General features: G+C 37.7%; 14 protein-coding genes and 1 tRNA gene. 8 read left to right on the top strand and 7 right to left on the bottom strand.

The genetic code is table 11. From position 1 onward, the window contains the following. Positions 1-3 precede the first annotated feature (3 nt). Positions 4-1032, top strand: a complete 1029-nt coding sequence (locus QY321_02590) for a prepilin-type N-terminal cleavage/methylation domain-containing protein (protein WKZ24480.1) — start codon at positions 4-6, stop codon at positions 1030-1032. A gap of 52 nt (positions 1033-1084) precedes the next feature. Here QY321_02590 and QY321_02585 read toward each other — a convergent pair. The 3 genes from QY321_02585 to def all read right to left on the bottom strand — a co-directional run bounded on the left by QY321_02585 (position 1085) and on the right by def (position 2576). Then, positions 1085-1156, bottom strand: a tRNA-Glu gene (locus tag QY321_02585). 5 nt (positions 1157-1161) lie between these two features. Further along, on the bottom strand, positions 1162-2112 hold the full coding sequence (gene fmt, locus QY321_02580) for a methionyl-tRNA formyltransferase (protein ID WKZ24479.1): 951 nt from the start codon (positions 2110-2112) through the stop codon (positions 1162-1164). 5 nt (positions 2113-2117) lie between these two features. Then, entirely contained in the window at positions 2118-2576 is a 459-nt protein-coding gene (gene def, locus QY321_02575; GenBank protein ID WKZ24478.1) for a peptide deformylase, read from the bottom strand. A gap of 225 nt (positions 2577-2801) precedes the next feature. Between def and QY321_02570 the strand changes: the two genes are divergently transcribed. Next, positions 2802-3092, top strand: a complete 291-nt coding sequence (locus tag QY321_02570; protein ID WKZ24477.1) for a hypothetical protein — start codon at positions 2802-2804, stop codon at positions 3090-3092. Here the strand turns inward: QY321_02570 and QY321_02565 are convergent. From QY321_02565 to QY321_02550, 4 genes are all read right to left on the bottom strand, one after another. Beyond that, positions 3064-3867 carry a class III extradiol dioxygenase subunit B-like domain-containing protein gene (locus QY321_02565; GenBank protein ID WKZ24476.1) on the bottom strand — a complete coding sequence of 268 codons (804 nt, stop codon included), beginning with the start codon at positions 3865-3867 and terminating at the stop codon, positions 3064-3066. The two genes, QY321_02570 and QY321_02565, sit on opposite strands and share 29 nt — an antisense overlap. A gap of 4 nt (positions 3868-3871) precedes the next feature. After that, positions 3872-5287 carry a hypothetical protein gene (locus QY321_02560; GenBank protein WKZ24475.1) on the bottom strand — a complete coding sequence of 472 codons (1416 nt, stop codon included), beginning with the start codon at positions 5285-5287 and terminating at the stop codon, positions 3872-3874. Between the two features lie 144 nt (positions 5288-5431). Then, on the bottom strand, positions 5432-6697 hold the full coding sequence (locus QY321_02555) for a prepilin-type N-terminal cleavage/methylation domain-containing protein (protein ID WKZ24474.1): 1266 nt from the start codon (positions 6695-6697) through the stop codon (positions 5432-5434). A gap of 207 nt (positions 6698-6904) precedes the next feature. Next, positions 6905-9529: an AAA family ATPase gene (locus QY321_02550; protein WKZ24473.1), complete on the bottom strand. Its 2625-nt coding sequence runs from the start codon at positions 9527-9529 to the stop codon at positions 6905-6907. A 167-nt stretch (positions 9530-9696) separates the two neighbouring features. On the opposite strand from QY321_02550, the gene QY321_02545 reads away from it, so the two are divergent. The 6 genes from QY321_02545 (at position 9697) to QY321_02520 (ending at position 17286) form a co-directional block, all read left to right on the top strand. Continuing rightward, a complete protein-coding gene (locus QY321_02545; GenBank protein ID WKZ24472.1) occupies positions 9697-10950 on the top strand; it encodes a WecB/TagA/CpsF family glycosyltransferase in 1254 nt (417 codons plus the stop codon). 121 nt (positions 10951-11071) lie between these two features. After that, a complete protein-coding gene (murG, locus tag QY321_02540; protein ID WKZ24471.1) occupies positions 11072-12256 on the top strand; it encodes an undecaprenyldiphospho-muramoylpentapeptide beta-N-acetylglucosaminyltransferase in 1185 nt (394 codons plus the stop codon). Between the two features lie 8 nt (positions 12257-12264). Beyond that, on the top strand, positions 12265-13680 hold the full coding sequence (gene murC, locus QY321_02535) for a UDP-N-acetylmuramate--L-alanine ligase (protein WKZ24470.1): 1416 nt from the start codon (positions 12265-12267) through the stop codon (positions 13678-13680). Between the two features lie 14 nt (positions 13681-13694). Beyond that, positions 13695-14639 (top strand): UDP-N-acetylmuramate dehydrogenase, encoded by a 945-nt coding sequence (gene murB, locus QY321_02530; protein WKZ24469.1) that lies wholly within the window; start codon positions 13695-13697, stop codon positions 14637-14639. A gap of 146 nt (positions 14640-14785) precedes the next feature. Next, positions 14786-16057: a prepilin-type N-terminal cleavage/methylation domain-containing protein gene (locus QY321_02525; protein WKZ24468.1), complete on the top strand. Its 1272-nt coding sequence runs from the start codon at positions 14786-14788 to the stop codon at positions 16055-16057. A 26-nt stretch (positions 16058-16083) separates the two neighbouring features. Beyond that, a complete protein-coding gene (locus tag QY321_02520) occupies positions 16084-17286 on the top strand; it encodes an FISUMP domain-containing protein (GenBank protein ID WKZ24467.1) in 1203 nt (400 codons plus the stop codon). Positions 17287-17457: the final 171 nt, after the last annotated feature.

Here is a 17457-nt window from a genome sequence, read left to right as displayed (position 1 = left end):
CTTATGGATTTTATCAATAAGCCAAAGAAAGCCTTTACTCTTATAGAACTTTTGGTAGTTATAGCTATCATTGGTGTATTATCTACCTTAGTCATTGTTTCTTTAAATAATTCAAGAACCAGCGCCAGAGACGCTAAAAGACTAAATGATCTAAAAGCCATGGCTAATGCCCTAGAGCTATATTATGCAAATAATAACTCATATCCCCAAGCAGCTAATTTTTCTCCAGGACAGCCCTTAGAAGCTGGTGGAATAGTCTACATGAGTAAGGTACCCAATAATCCTACTCCAAGAACGGACGGAGGTTGTCCTGATCAAGAATATCGTTATATTAATTCCGGTCCTTCATATAATATCGTTACTTGTCTAGGCTCACCTCAAGGAGAGCTTCCATCTGGAGGGGTTGTTTTTTCCACCCAAGGTACTCAACAGTTAGGACCAATGGATTCTTTGATTGCTTATTGGAAATTTGATGAAGCTGCAGGTAGTATAGCCTATGATCTTTCCGGTAATAACCGTCATGGAACTTTAACTGACGGAGCTGTTTGGGAAACTGGTAATAACTGTCTTTCCGGTAGCTGTATAGCTTTTAACGGTTCTTCTTCTTATGTTGCGATTCCTAGCATACCCTCTAATAATAATGATATGACCTTAATATTTTATGCTAAATTTTTATCCGCTAATGGAGCTTTTCCAGGTATCTTAGGAGGATCGAGTACAGGAGCTTATAACGCTAGAATTTCCTCTTCAGCTGTTAACTTAAGGGGTTTAGCCATTTCTTTGTCTCCGACTATTGCCATTAACGCCGATAGCGTTATAGCTATTGTAAGAGAAGATCAAGTGAATGCTCGAGTTTATAATAACGGTAATTTAGTGGGTTCAAGAAATGATTTGGATACCGGTGAGATAGGTTGGCATAATAAAATAGGTGGTTATAAAAGCTCTATTTTTTTTCATGGTTATCTTGATGAAGTAAGATTATATAACAGAGCTTTAAGTGAAGAAGAAATCCAAGCTTTAAGCGTTTTGTAGTCTTTAATATAAAACAGACACTTCAAGTGTAAAGTGTCTGTTTTATATTTAGTAGTCCCTAGGGGAGTCGAACCCCTCTTTTCAGGATGAGAACCTGATGTCCTAACCGATAGACGAAGGGACCATGGTTTAGCCTAAAGTTTGTCCTATAAAGTCATTATAACCTCGTACAAACTCTTGAGCTGTTAAAGCTTTCTTACCCTCTAATTGCAATTTTTTTACCAACAATGAGTCTTGTCCACATTGTACTGCTAGACAACTGTTATATAAAAAAGTTTTTCCTGGTTTATGGAGATTAAATGGTAGAGGAGAATTATCTGCTTCAAGAATCTTTAGTTGTTTGCCTTTAAGCCAAGTCCAGGCTGAAGGCCAAGGTGTCATACCTCGGACAAATTTCTCCAGATAAATCGCTTCTTTATTCCAGTCTATAAGTCCATCGGCTTTAACTAGTCTTGGTACATAGACTGAAGGAGCGTCTTTTGGTTGGGGTGTTGGCAAAAGCTTTTTTTCAAGGTAGTTATCTAAAGTATCTGGCAAAATTTCTGCACCTAGCTGAGAAAGTTCTTCAGCTAAACTCTCGGCTGTTTCGTTATCTTTTATAACATATCTTGCCTCAGAAAGCAACGGTCCGGTATCTAGCTTTTCGTCCATCACCATAATCGTTACACCAGTTTCTTTATCTCCATTAAGAATAGGGGCTTGGACAACCGAGGCACCCCGGTATTTTGGTAAAAGAGAGCCGTGTAAATTAACACAACCAAAAGGCGGAATACTAAGCACAGACGGTGGAACCAGTTGAGAAAAAGCCACTACGACTATAGCCTCTGGTTCATATTCTTTTATTTGTTCAATGATGAACTTAAGGCTGGAAGGTTGGAGTATTGGTATATTATGACGCACAGCGCATTGTTTAACTGGTGAACCAATAATCGCCTTATTTCTCCCAACAGGCATATCCGGTTGGGTAATAACCGCCACTACTGTAAAACGAGAATCTTTAATTAAAGCTTCTAGCGAAGGTACAGCAAAAGCCGGCGTGCCGGCAAAGATAATTTTTTTCGGGCGCTTATTATTTTCCATGGTCTTTAGTTTTGATGAATATTTTTACCCTTGTCTATAAAAAGAATACCGTTTAAATGATCTATTTCGTGTTGGATAACTCTGGCCATTAAACCTTCAGCCTCTAGTTTTTTTGGTTCCGCAAATTCATTAAAATATTCGCATTGAATTTTTTTATGTCTTTCTACATCTCCAAAAACCCCCGGAATGGATAAGCAGCCTTCTTCTCCCCATTCTTGATCTTCTGAAGAATCTTTAATTTCGGGATTAAAAAGAGCCTGTGGACCATCTTTAGTTTGGACAATTATTAGGCGGATATTTTGTCCCACTTGTGGGGCTGCTAAGCCGATACCTCTTCTGGCGATCATGGTTTCTTTCATATCAAGAACCAGTTGGCGATAATTCTTAATCGCCTCAATCGGTACCGCTCCGGAGACTGCTCTTAAAATATCGTTAGGATGGATAACTAAAGCAAGAATAGACATATTTTTTATTATTATAAGGTTATCTTAATGTATTTTTAGGTAAAAAGCAAGTTTTGTAAAAAGAATATAAAAAGCAAGTTTTATTTTAAATATACGGTTTTTTAGCTTATTTAGTGGTGTTACTTCGTTTGTTTTTTTACTCATCTTTATTTTGTTCTAAGATAGTGCTATAATTAAAATATATAAAATATATTTTTTAATTAGTTATCTTTTATCTTTATTATCATGGTTTCTTTTAATAAGAAAAAGCCAGTTTCTCTAAAGGATATTTTTGCCCAGAATAAGCAGCGTCAAGCTCCTCCAGCTTATCCTTGGCAAGACTTGGCTCTGCGAATAATTAAAGAGCTTAATGTACCGGGTTTTAAACGTAACGCGGTTTTTAAGGTTTGTAAGGATTATCCTAGCGAAGTTATTGAACGCGCCTTTAATGACACCAAAGAGCTTTGTGATAGCGGCGCTCCTTGGGCTTATTTTTTTAAAATCTTAGCTAATCTTTCTCCTCGTGATCAAGTTTGAGTTTTAAAACTGTGTGCCCTGTGCCAAAAGGGAATTCATATGAAAGAGTTTCCAAGTTGTAGCCAGTCTCTTTAATAAAGCCGAAGAAAACTAATAGAACATCATAATCTTCAAAGCCGGCTTCGGTTAAGTTTTTATCTGTTATTTTTCTTAGAGTCTCCTCATCTTTTTCCATCAGAGCCTTAATAATCTTTTGATCAAGTTTGGCGGCTTTGGATGAATAGCCGGCTGGACTTTTTTTACTTAAACGATGTGAAAGATCAGCGGAAGCGATTAGAGCAATATTTTTATTTTCGTCCAATACTAAATCTCTTAAAACCATGCCAAATTTAATGTAGTCCTCAAAAAGACCTCTTTTGGGAGGTGAGAGCGGAGATACTCGAATATTGGTACCGGCTATATTTAACAGGTAAAGAGGAATTGAGGAAGCATAATCAAGCCCCTTTTGGGTTAATAGTTTGGTAAGAAAACTATCTTCGGCTTTTTCTCTAAAGCGAGCCGGTAGGGAAACATCACCGTTAAAGCGCCAGTCTGTTACCAAGTCTCCAAAATCACTTAGGTCGGCTTTAAACTCAGGCGAGATATTCCAGACCGCTTGATCATCAATTCTTAAGCCGTGTGGGGTGATAACGATAATTGTGTCCGCTTCTTTTATTTCTTGGCTAAGATTTTGCATAGCCTTAATGGTAGCGGCAAAAAAAGCAGTGTTTTCTTTTCCAATATTGGGTGCCAAAAGAGGACTATGGGGCACTAGCGCGGCCGAACAAAGAGCCATAAATTTATTGTGAGATTACTAATTCACCCTCTTCATGAAGGTTTAAGAGGCGATCTGAGACGATTGAGATATTAGGCCATTTATAGCCAAGCCTTAAAAAGACCGCTTCAGAAGAAATCGGGCGTTTTAAGCCGTCTTCAAGAACATAGACTACGGGATTGTCAATGGTTTTAACCAGTTCTCCATCCATTAAGCGAACGGGTTCAACGGTAGTAAAGGTATCAAGTATGGTTTGATCAACCTGGATATAGCGTTGGTTTTTAAAGTTAGTACTTAAGAGAACTTTATCCAAAAGAGGAGCCTTGGTTTGTCCGTCTATCCAATACATACCACCAGTGTGTTTGTTTTGTAAGATAGCTCCGGCTGGATAAGCGTCGTTGGCGGTAATAGATACTCCGTCTTTATATGAAGCTATTTCCTCAGGTGTAACGGCTATAACTTCATCCGGATGGATACCGACTTTTCTAAAGGCTTCCATGTCAACAAAGTGTCGTTTGGTGTCATTTACCAATAGATAAATCCTACCAGTTGGAATTCTTACGACAGAGTACTGCGAAAATTTAATCGGAGTGCCTGTTGGATATTTATCCAGGTCACCTCGGCTAACAATTTGGATATGGTTAATGTCAAAACGCGAGGTAAGGGCGCTACGAGAAAGGAAGGGACGTTTTAGGCCATCTTGGATTAACCAAACTCCGGCTTCACCTGAAGCTTGGAGTAGGGAGCCGTTAAGATAGCTTTTGGTAAAGTAACGTTGCCAAATTCTCCAGAAGTTGTAATTACCGTTATAGACATGCGGGGTGTAGTTATATAAAGAAGCGGTGGCACGGTTTTCAATGGTAACATTTAGAGGACCTTGTTGCAGAGTGGAGAATTGATTATTAAAGGTATAGGTTTGTCCGACTTGGAAACGATAGCGTCCGGGGTTATCCATGTAATCTCTAAATTGCAAAGTGGCACTGTTAATTTGTTTCCACAAGCCTTCCCAACGAGGATTACAACCCCCACTATCTGGACAGCCGTAGCCCATGCCGTAGTCTACCCGGCGACGATTATCCGGTATGGTGGTTAGTTCAATAAGACCCATTTCTTTTTGTAACATGACAATAATAAACTCTGCGCTTAGACGGTTAGTAAGTGCTCGGTCGTAGATAGCGCGGGAAGTTAAAATCTCATTACCTTGATCGTCTATTACTTTATAATTAGCCAGAAAGCTTTTTTTGCTTTCAAGAAAAGCTTGGATCTCTCTTTCGCTCATGGTGTTATTATCCAAGATTTCTCGGTCGCTGATAATATTACCAGGATTAAAGGTGCCTGTTATTGTTTGTGCTTGAGAATAATAAGGCCAAGCCGAGAAAAGCAAAGCCATTAATAATAAGGAGCTTAGAGTCTTCTTTTTTACCATGTTTTTATTAATCATATTTATATGTTTTAAGCTTAATAATACCGAATACCGCCCTCTGTGGTATGGATATTCATTATACATTATTTTAAGGAAAAGACAAAGTAATATATTTTTATAGAGTTGAAGCCATCTTAGGCTGAAATTAAGATCTGCTACTATCTACTGTGTAATTATGCTATAGAGAGTCTGAATATCTTCTGCTGATAACGCTTTATTATATAGGCGAACATCATCTATTTTACCGTTCCAGTATCCATTTCCGTTACCGAAGTAGAGCGGAGCTGAATTTGAAACTGATCCGGCTGTTATTGTTACAACAGCACCCACCTGAACTCCGTTCACATAGGCCCTCATTTCGCCAAGAGCTCTATTAATAGATAAGGCCAGAAAATAATATGGCTCTCCTACATCAGATAAATCTGACGAAGCCCTTTGATTATTTATTGCTCCATCACCGATTGTGAAGTGATATTGATTCTGGACGTTAGTATAACGTCCTATCCCATAAGCGCCTGTTCCAGTATATGTCGGATTATATCCTAAACGGGGGTTACCTTTATTAATAACATTAGCCCAAGTATTATTACCTGATGGATTGTGGTCGCTAGCCCAAACGGTTATGGTGAAACTTGAGGTTCCAAAATTCAGATCATTATGATTGGGAATTGTGACTAGGTTATTTGATCCATTAAAACTACCACCAAAACCTCCTTCAACGCTATTGGTTGTATAGTAAGGACCAGTACCAGTCCATGTGCCATGATGGTTGTTACCACTCCAATCGAGAACTGTATTTCCATTGCCTTCGTTAAATCTCCACCAACCCACCATTCCACTAATTACTCCAACAGATTTTAGGGAACCCCCTGTTTCAAGTATAACTCCTCCGGCAGAAATGTTTAAGGAGCTTGATCCAACACATCCTATTATACTATAGCTATTATTGGTTTTTACATATCTATATTCTTGATCTGGACAATCTCCATCCGTTCTTGGGGTAGGATTATTTGGTACTTTGTTCATATATACCACTCCACCGGCTTCAAAAGTATCTCCAGGAGAAAAGTTATCTGCTTCAGGATATGCATTATTATCTGCATAATATAGCTCTAGAGCATTAGCCATAGCTTTTAGATCATTTAATCTTTTAGCATCTCTGGCGCTAGTGCGAGAATTACCTAGGGCTACTATTACTAGAGTAGATAATATACCTATGATAGCTATGACTACCAATAATTCTATTAGGGTGAAGGCTTTTGCTGTTTTATTATATTGTTTAATAAAGGATTTGTTACTGTGTAATCTAGTGTTCAAGTTTCTATTTAATATAGTATTTAACTTATTACTTACCCCACTGTTAAACACCTCAAATCGTTGAGGTGTTTTTTTGTTTTCTTGGTTTTTCTTATTCTCTTTATATAACATGATGATATAACCGACGTTAAGATTAAAAACACTCTTTTAAAAGTCAATTTATCTATATTATTATGATACCATTTAAAATTATTTAGGACAAGATCTTTTGTAAAAATAAACCCGCCAGGTGTCTGGCGGGTTTATTTCCTTTGTTTATAGGGTGTTTATATGGCTTAAAGAGTCTTTTTTCTTTTTTACTTATCTTTTACTTCTCCTTTATTTAACACTCATTAGAATGTTTTGTTTCACATCTAGGGAAATCGTTACTTTATCTCCTTGTTTAATCTTACCGGAGATTATTTCCGAAGCTAATTCGTTAAGGATCATATTTTGGATTACTCTTTTTAGAGGTCTTGCTCCAAAGGTTTTATCAAAACTCTTTTCGGCTAACATTTTCTTAACGTCTTTGGCAATCTTTATTTTAATGTCTTTATTCCTTAATCTGTCTTCCACCTTAACTAGTTCAAGATCAATGATTTTTAATAAATCGTTTTTAAGTAGACTCTTAAAGATTACCACTTCGTCTATACGGTTAAGAAACTCCAACTTAAAGTGTTGTCTTAGAATCTTGTCTATTTTTTCTTTCATTTCTTCATGTTGCAGGTTTTGGGTAGCTTGTTCATCCAAAGATTCAGCAAAACCGATAGAGTACTCACGGATAATTTCATTACCCAAGTTGGAGGTCATGATAATTATCGTATTTTTAAAGTTAACCGTTCTGCCCTTAGCATCAGTTAGTCGTCCATCATCTAGAATTTGCAAAAGAATATTAAAGACTTCTGGGTGAGCTTTTTCAATTTCATCAAAAAGGATAACACTGTATGGGCGACGACGTACTCTGTCTGTTAGTTGTCCGCCTTCCTCGTGTCCGATATATCCAGGAGGTGAACCCACCATTCTGGCTACACTGTGTTTTTCCATATATTCGCTCATGTCCAGACGAATTAAAGAGTTTTCATCGTTAAACATAAACTCAGCCAAGGCTTTAGCCAACTCCGTCTTACCAACACCTGTTGGACCCACAAAAAGAAACGAGCCTACCGGTTTTTTCTCTTCGTTAATGCCGGCTCGTGAGCGACGCAAGGCATGAGAGACGGCGGCGATGGCAATGTCTTGACCTAAAACCCTTTTCTTAAGTTCGTTTTCCGCTCTGGAAAGTTTTTTAATTTCCGATTCAAGCATTCTGGAAACCGGAATACCAGTCCAGCGAGCCACTACTTTGGCAATATCTTCGGCGTCTATTTCTTCTTTTAAAAGACGTTGCCCAGATTTTTGTAGACGAATCAGGTCGGTTTCTTCTTTGCGAATTTTTTTCTCCAGTTCGGGAATTTTTGCATAACGAATTTCCGCCACTTTAGTTAAATCATCGCCTCGTCTTTGGACAGAGTCTGCTTCTGCTCTAAGGTTTTCAATATCTTTTTTAAAGTTTCTAATATTGGCAATTAGGTTCTTTTCGTTTTGCCAGCGGGTTTCAATTTGTCCGGCCTTTTCGCGTAAATTAGATAGTTCTTTATTAATATCTTTAAGTTTGGTTTCTTTTTGTGATTCCTTAAGTCCGGCTTTTTTAATTTCCAAACGACGAATATCTCGTTTAAGAATATCTAACTCTTCTGGGGAGGAATCTATTTCCATACGTAAAGAAGAAGCCGCTTCATCCATTAGGTCAATAGCTTTGTCTGGCAGGAAGCGGTCGCTGATGTAACGGGAAGAAAAACTAACGGCCGCCATAATAGCTTCGTCATTAATTTTTACTCCGTGGTGTAATTCGTACTTATCTTTAATACCTCGCATAATAGCAATGGCGTCTTCTTCGGTTGGTTCGGTAACTAAAACCGGTTGAAAGCGTCTTTCTAGGGCTGTGTCTTTTTCAATATATTTTTGGTATTCTTTTGTGGTAGTAGCACCAATAACCCTAAGACTACCACGAGCTAGAGCTGGTTTAAGCATGTTGGCCGCATCAGCGGTACCATCTGCTGCTCCCATACCGACAATGGTATGAAGTTCGTCTATAAAGAGGATTAGGTTACCGTCATTAGCTTCAACTTCTTTAATTAAAGCTTTAAGGCGATCTTCAAACTCGCCGCGAAACTTAGCACCAGCAATTAAAGATCCCAGGTCTAAAGAAACTATTTCTTTGTCTCTTAAGCTTTCCGGAACTTCACCGGCCACAATCCTTTGGGCCAGACCTTCAATGATGGCGGTTTTTCCGGTACCGGCTTCACCGATTAGGACCGGATTGTTTTTTAGTCTTCTAGAGAGAATTTGCATCAGTCTTTTAATTTCATCATCTCTGCCGATAACTGGATCAAGTTTACTTTCTTTAGCTAAGGTAGTTAGGTTGTTGGTATATTTTTCAATAACGCGAAAACGAGTTTCTGGATCCGCGTTGTCTATTTTTTTATCACCGCGCAAGCCTTTAATAGTTTTTAGTATTTGGTTTCTATTTAAGCCGTTTTTTAAAAGCAAAGCTTGGGCAGGGGATTTAATTTCCAAGATTGATAGAAAAAGATGTTCAGTGGAAACATAGTCATCGTTCATAGAGGAAGCTTCTTTAACCGCGGTTTCTACGATCATGGCCATTTCGGTAGTGCCCTGTACCATACCGGAAGATACCTGTACTTGGACTTTGGGTATTTTTTCAATTTCGGCTTCAACTTTATCTCTTAGGGTGTCGGTGTCTATTGATAGAGATTCTAACATGGGTTTTATTAGCCCATCATTTTGTTCAATTAGAGCCAAGAGCATATGCAGGGCACCAATATACTGTTGCCCATACTCCTGGGCGATAACTTGGGCGTTAATGATGGCTTCTTGTGATTTATTGGTAAATTTGTCTAACATATTTTTATTGATATTTATTGATAATTATTTTATTATTCTTAAATTATATTAGCACTCTTAACAAGAGACTGCTAATTTTACTTTACTATCGTTAAGTTGAATTGTCAAGCCCTATTGGTAATAGTTGATAATAATAAAAAAGCCTGATAATCTTAATTATATAATATATGAAGAAGATAAAAAAGTATAGACATAGAATAAGATACGGTTTAAGAAAAAGAGCAACTAGGCTAGAAATTCTCGGTATGCCTGTTGATAACCTGGGACGACAAGATTACCTTAATATTCTTGAGAGTTTCTTAAGGGGACATCGTCTAAGGCATGTAGTAACCGTTAACCCCGAGTATGCTATCTTGGCTGAGAATAATCAGCGTTTTAGCCGTATTTTAAGTGCGGCTCATTTGGCTATACCGGATGGTTTTGGTTTAACTTGTGCCGGAGTTTTACGAGGGGCTTGGTTTAAGCGTTTACCTGGTTCTGATTTAACCAGCTTCTTACTTGGTTTGGCTGAAAAAAAGGGTTTAAGGGTGGCAATAGTTTGCCGACCGGATGGACTCTCAGATCGTTTACTTATTGAAAAAACTTTAAGAAAAAAATATCCTGGTTTGATTTTTAGGGTGGAAGAATATTATCCTAAAAAGGGTGGTGATAGTAATAGTGATATTGAAAGCTTAAAAAACTTTAAACCAATGATTTTATTCTCAGCTCTGGGGGCGCCTGAACAGGAATATTATATAGAAGATCATGCTGCCATGATTAATAGTCTTAGATTGGCGATTGGCGTGGGGGGTAGTTTTGATTTTTTAACCGGTGCGGTTAAGAGAGCGCCAGCTTGGTTAAGATTTTTGGGACTAGAATGGCTTTGGCGTGGTTTCTCACAACCCAAGCAAGAACAAGACGGCAAGAAACGAAGATGGCGAAGAATTTGGCGAGCGGCTGTACTTTTTCCTTCTAGAGTTATAGTTTGGGAACTTAGGCGCTGGCGTTTTAGACCTAACGTAGTGGCTATGATAATTAATGACAACCAAGATGTTTTAATTATTAACGGAGCCGGTAGTCATAATTATTGGGGTTTACCACAAGGCGGGGTTGATCCAGGAGAAAATCGCAGGCAAGCGGTTTTAAGAGAGGTTAATGAAGAAACAGGTCTTGTTGATCTTGAGATTATTTCCTCTTATAAGAACATCTATTCATATAAGCTACCCCATAGTAATCATTGGCATGGTTATAAAGGACAAAAGCAGACATTGTTTATCATGCGTTATCATAAAGATCCTCAAGCTGTTCGTTTAAATCCTTATGAACATAAAGCGTATCGCTGGGTGCCGGTGGATCGTTTGGTGGCAGCTTCAAGCCCGGTACGAAGAAAACAGTATGAACTTTTTTTAAGTAAGTATCGGCAAGTTAAAGATAGGTTATAAAAGAGTTAAGTTATAAAAATAATTTCTAAGGCTTGGAAATGGAAATAATTTTTAAGACTTGGAAACATAAAATAATTTTTAAATCTTAGAATAGAAATAATCTTATTATCAATTACTCAATATGCAAGAATTAAAAGAAGAAATAAAAGAGGAGAAAAAAGATAAGGAATATGGCAATCAGAAGAAAACCATAGTTCTTTCAGGTGGGGGAACCGGGGGTTCGGTGGCGCCTCTTTTGGCTTTGGTTGAAGATCTTAAATTGTCTGGCTATAACCCCGTTTGGTTTGGTACTAAAGACGGAGTGGAGAAGGTTATGGTAGAGCCTTATACTCTACCATATTATTCTTTGCCGGCTGGTAAGTTTAGAAGATATTGGTCTTTTAGGAACTTTACCGATATCTTTAAAATAAAAATAGCCTTTTTTAAATCTTTATCTCTTCTTTTTAAATTAAAACCAACTTGCTTAATAACCGCTGGGGCTTTTGTTAGCGTACCGACGGTTTGGGCGGCTTGGTGTTTAAGGATTCCGGTGGTTGTTCATCAGCAAGATATTAGACCAGGATTGGCGAATCGCCTAATGGCCCCTTTTGCTAAAACTATTACCGTTACTTTTGAAAAAAACCTTAAAGATTATGGAAGTAAAGCTATTTGGCTTGGTAATCCGGTTAATAAAGAATTTAGAATAATAAAGACAATAACTGAAGCTGAGAAAAATATCAAACAAGATTCCCATCATCAAGTTTTTAACAATACTCTCCCGACAATCCTTGTTTTGGGCGGTGGTACCGGTTCCTTGGCGATTAATGACCTTGTTAAAACTTCTTTAAACGATCTTTTAAGTTTTGCTAAAGTTGTTCATGTTGGAGGTTTTTTAAGAAATAAAGAGGAAGAGGGTGAGAAAGAGAGAAATGAAGATAAACAAGATAAAGAAAAGATCAACGGACAATATGTTTATCATAAATTCCTAGACAGTCGTTCTTTGTCTTTAGTTATGCGTGAAGCTGATTTAGTTATTACTAGAGCCGGACTTTCTACTTTAACCGAGTTATGCTCTCTTAAAAAGCTTTGTATCATAATTCCCATGCCAAACTCTCATCAAGAAGATAACGCTGCTTATTTTGCTAAGCAGGGAGCGGCTTTAGTGCTTTGGCAAAAAGATTTAAATAAAGAAACGCTTTTATCATTAATTAAAGATATTTTACAAGACAAAAACCAACAAGAAGAGTTTAAAAGAAATATCTCTAAGATAATGAAAGAAGGAGCTAATGAAAATATGCTTGAGATAATTAAAAAACTAAGCTCTTAATTTATTATATGGATTTATCTAAAATAAAAAACATTTACATGATCGGAGTTAAGGGGGCGGGGATGACCATGTTGGCTGAGTTTTTAACTAAACGTGGTTTGGTTTTAAGTGGTAGCGATACTGGGGAAACTTTTATGACCGATTCTGTTTTAGCTTCTGCCGGTGTTAAAGTCTATGACGGTTTTTTGGAAGAAAGAATTAAGGAGGGTAATTATGATTTAATTATTTATTCCACCGCTTATAACTCCGAGACTAATGAGGAAGTAAGAGCGGCTTTAAGCAAGCCCTCTTTAGCGACTAAAACCGTAACTTATGCCCAGGCTTTAGCTGAGCTTTTTAATAACTCTTTCGGTATTGCCGTTTGTGGTTCGCATGGTAAGACAACAGTGACGGCTTGGCTTGGTTATGTAGCGGATCGGGCAGGTTTAAAACCAGGAGTAATGGTTGGGGCTAAAGTTCCGCAATTTAAAGGAGCCGGGTTAGCTGGAGATTCTTCTTATTTAATTATTGAAGCGGATGAATACCAAAATAAGTTGCAATATTATCGCCCTCGCTTGGTTTTGTTAAATAATATTGAATATGATCATCCGGATTTTTTTCCTAATCAAGCCTCTTATGAAAAAGTTTTTGCTGACTTTGTAAGAAAAGTTCCTAAGTCTGGCGCTGTAATAGTTAACCAAGATGATATTGTTGCGTATAATCTTGTAAAAGAGAATACAGTGGGTAGGGTTATTGGTTATGGTTTTAAGCAGACAGCGGATTATTCCGCTAAAGATCTTATTTATGATAAGGGGTATCAGTATTTTCATGTTAGCTTAAGGGATCAGGAAGCAGGTGTACTTGAAGACTTAGGTTCTTTTGCCATAAGTTTAAGCGGGCAACATAATGTCTTAAACGCTTTAGCAGTTATTGCGACCTCAATTGAACTTGGGCTTGAACTTAAGGATATTAGGGAACACCTTAAGACTTTTTCGGGGACAGCTAGAAGAATGGAGATAATGGGAGAATATAGGAGAGCGATTATTTTAGACGATTACGGACACCACCCAACAGAGATTAAGGCTACCCTAGAAGCGGTAAGGCAAAAATATAGTAAAGAAAAACTACGAGTAGTTTTTCATCCTCATACTTTTACCCGTACTAAGGCCTTATTAAAAGAGTTTGCTAAGAGTTTTACTTTAGCTGATGAAGTAATTGTTTTGGATATTTACGGCTCAGCTAGAGAAGAACAAGGAGGAATTAGTGCCCAAGAAGTGGTTCAGGCGATTAAAGAACAAGGGCACAATAATGTTTCGCATCAGGGAGGACTTAAAGAGACGGAAGAATATTTAAGACAAACAATTAAAGAAGGAGAAGTAATTCTTCTCTTAGGCGCTGGTGATGTTTTCAGGATAGGGGAAAGGTTACTTGAAAATGAAAAATAAGTTATAATAACCATATGATCAAAGAACTATTACAACATAATTATTATCTTAATGGTTTTTCTACCTATAAAATAGGGGGTGCGGCTGAATATTTTTTGGCGGTTAAGAAAGAAGATGAGCTTAGATTAGCTGTTGAGTGGGCTAAAAGTAAGAATCACCCGATTACCATCTTAGGTGGAGGCAGTAATGTTTTAATTAATGATCAGGGAGTTAGGGGATTAGTTATTCATTTAGAAAATAAGAATATTATACTTAATGAAAAAACAATAGTTGTTGGAGCGGGCTATGATGTTGGAGATCTGGCTCGTTTTGCTTTAGTTCATAATTTATCTGGTCTTGAATGGGCTATTGGTATTCCAGGTTCTCTAGGTGGAGCGATTAGGGGTAACGCCGGCGCGCATGGTGGTTCTTTTGATGTTATTACTCCTAAGATTACGATTTTTAACATAGAGACTTTATCTTTTCATGTCTTATCCCGTCCGGAATGCGGTTTTGCTTATCGTCATAGTAGAGTTAAGGATGATCCTAAGTTAGTAGTCTGGGATGCCACTTTAGAATTAAATGAGGGAGATAAAGAAATAATGGAGAAACATATAGAAGAGTATTTAGATTATCGCAGAAATTCGCAACCTAAAGAACCCAGTGCTGGTTGTATTTTTAAAAACTTTTTTGCTAAAGACATTGGCGCTGTTAACCCAGCTCTTTATGAACAAGCAGAGAAGGATAATAAGATCAGGGGCGGTAAGATTGGTGCGGGCTACCTTATTGAACAAGCTGGTTTAATGGGTTATCGCCAAGGCGGAGCAGAGATAAGTCAGAAGCACGCTAATTTTATAATTAACACTGATCAGGCTAAATCATCGGATATTGTTAAGATAATTGAATTTGTTAAAAAAGAGATAAAGAATAAATACGGTGTAATAATGGAAGAAGAAGTACAATACGTAGGGTTTAATTAATTTTCTTGCGCAAGGTATTTATATGAATTATTAATTAACGACTGTTGGTGAATTATCCGGTTTTGTGATATTATAATTATAGTTTAAATTAAGTAGAAATTACTTCTTAAAAGAGCATACTTAATTTCAATCTCTGCGATAATATTATGCTATACAGGGAAAATAAGAAAAATCAAGAAAACAAGAAAACACCTCAACGATTTGAGGTGTTTAACAGTGGGGTAAGTAATAAGTTAAATAACAAGTTAAACAGCAAATTATATAATAATAAATTCTTTATTCTACAATCTAATAAAACAGTAAAAGCCTTCACCCTAATAGAACTCCTAGTAGTTATAGCTATTATAGGTATATTATCTACTCTAGTAATAGTAGCCCTAGGTAACTCCAGAGCTAGTGCCAGAGACGCTAAAAGACTAAATGATCTAAAAGCCATGGCTAATGCCCTAGAGCTATATTATGCAGATAATAACGCATACCCTGAAGCAGATAACTTTTCTCCTGGAGCTACTTTTGAAGCTGGTGGAGTAGTCTACATGAGTAAAGTACCCAATAACCCCACTCCTCATACAGATGGTAATTGTCCAGACGAAGAATATAGATATATATCTAATTCATCTCAAAGTTATTCAATTATTGCTTGTATAGGATCTAATCAAAGCAACTTAGGAGCTGGGGGAGTAACTATTAGTAGTGCTTCAGGTTTACAGTCCGTTGGTTCTCTTAACGGACTTGTTCTTTATCTAGATGCTTCTAATCCCGCTTCTTACCCTGGTTCTGGTAATACTTGGTATGATTTAAGCGGAATAGTAGGTAACCAAACCTTTGTTAATGGCCCTCCTGGTTTTAGCCCAGAAAATGGTGGAGTGATTGATATAAGCATGCCTCAAAGTATTTTAATCGGTCAACCGGCTGAACTTAATTTCACCCCCTTGAATTCTTTTTCAATGGGTGGCTGGGCTAAGGTTGGACAGGTAGATATTTGGCCCGGTAATTTATATAACACTAACGCGTCTTTTGTCGGTAGGGGAGTGACAGGTGGTTCAGTGGGTATAGGATTTGAGCGTAATAAAGATACATCGCAACATTCAGTTTTGACTGGATCTCGGGCTATTGCAGCTATAATAAATTATCAAGCTATTCAATTAGAAAACTTTTATCACTTTTTCTATGTTTACACCCCTACTTTCCAGTATGCATATCTTAATGGTACCTTATATTCAACCCAGAATGTTTCTGGTTCAACTGGTGGAAGTTTTACTGGAAATTGGGGAATTTTTAGAGATGCCGCTCTTCCAGGAGGCAACGGTAGAAATATCGAAGGATCTATTGGCTCCGTAAAGATCTATAACCGATCTTTATCCCACGAGGAAGTTCTTGCGGAATATAATTCCACTAAAAATAAATTTGGTCTCTAATTTTTATATATTATCTAACTCACATTATGAAAACTAATAATACACCAACTTTTTTATCTTCATTAGTCCCTACTCGTCTAGTTCTGGGTCGTGGCGCAGCTTTTACCCTAATAGAACTATTAGTAGTTATAGCCATCATAGGGGTATTATCCACCTTAGTTATAGTAGCCCTAGGAAATTCTCGTGCCAGTGCTAGAGACGCTAAAAGATTAAATGATCTGAAAGCCATGGCTAATGCTCTAGAACTATATTATGCAGATAATAATCAATACCCAGCATCTATTACTCCGGGTCAACCTTTACAAGCTAATGATATAGTTTATATAAGCAAGGTACCAAATAATCCAACTCCAAGAACAGATGGTATCTGTCCAGATAGTGATTATACCTATACTGCTATTCCTCATAAACCAGGACACTACCAATTCTCGGGTTGCTTAGGCGGCAGTAGTGGCTCTTTCACAGCTGGGCCTATTAGTCATAATACTGAATCAGGTATTATTAACTGTGGAGGACCAATTACTGATCTGGATGGCAATGTCTACAACACTGTCCAAATCGGCTCACAATGCTGGATGAAAGAGAATCTTAACACTAAGATTAGACCAAACGGTACTTGTATTAACGGAGGAGGTAACCCTCCTTGTCCCATTGCTTCTGTTGCGGACGATGGTCTTGGGAGATCTTGTTATTCTAATACTGAATCTATCTGCACCACCGATGGCTCTCTCTACACCTGGGCTGCCGCTATGGACGGATCTACCACTCCGGGAGCCCAAGGTATTTGTCCTACAGGTTGGCATGTCCCAACCCATGACGAGCTTACAACTTTGGAAAGAGCGATTTGTACTTCTAGTACTTGCGTGACAGATTTTCCTTATAATGCAAGCACGACTGGCTATCGAGGCACAGATGAAGGTAGAAAACTTAAGTCTGAACGTACCGTTAATGGCAGTCCTCCCCCAGGTATACCAACCAGTGACCACCCTCGTTGGAATTATAATGCTAATTTTGGTACTGACACTTCCGGTTTTTCTGCACTGCCTGCTGGTTACCGGAGTACGGCTGGTTCGTCTTTTGGTGGTCGCTCCACTTACTTGCACTTATGGGCATCTTTGCCTACTGGAGGTTCAGCTTGGAGTCGTTATTTATTCTCATCTGATGCGAGAATGGCTCGCGTTACTTATTCGCAGGCCTACGGGTTTAGTGTCCGTTGTCTCAAGGATTAATATGTATTTATATTAGCTTCCGGTTAACACTTTATTCCTCCACTGCTCTATCTAGTATATAACCAGAATATTTATATAAATTATATATAAATCACCAACTTGCTTTTTACCTTTAATCTGTTATACTGAATAGACAATAATTTCTGTTATATTAACGGATTTTTGTTTGGT

This window comes from Patescibacteria group bacterium (genome assembly GCA_030583705.1).
Classification (GTDB): Bacteria; Patescibacteriota; Patescibacteriia; order Patescibacteriales; family Patescibacteriaceae; genus Patescibacterium.
The sequence above is the reverse complement of the archived record's forward strand: the minus strand, read 5'-3'. Positions and strand labels throughout refer to the sequence as shown.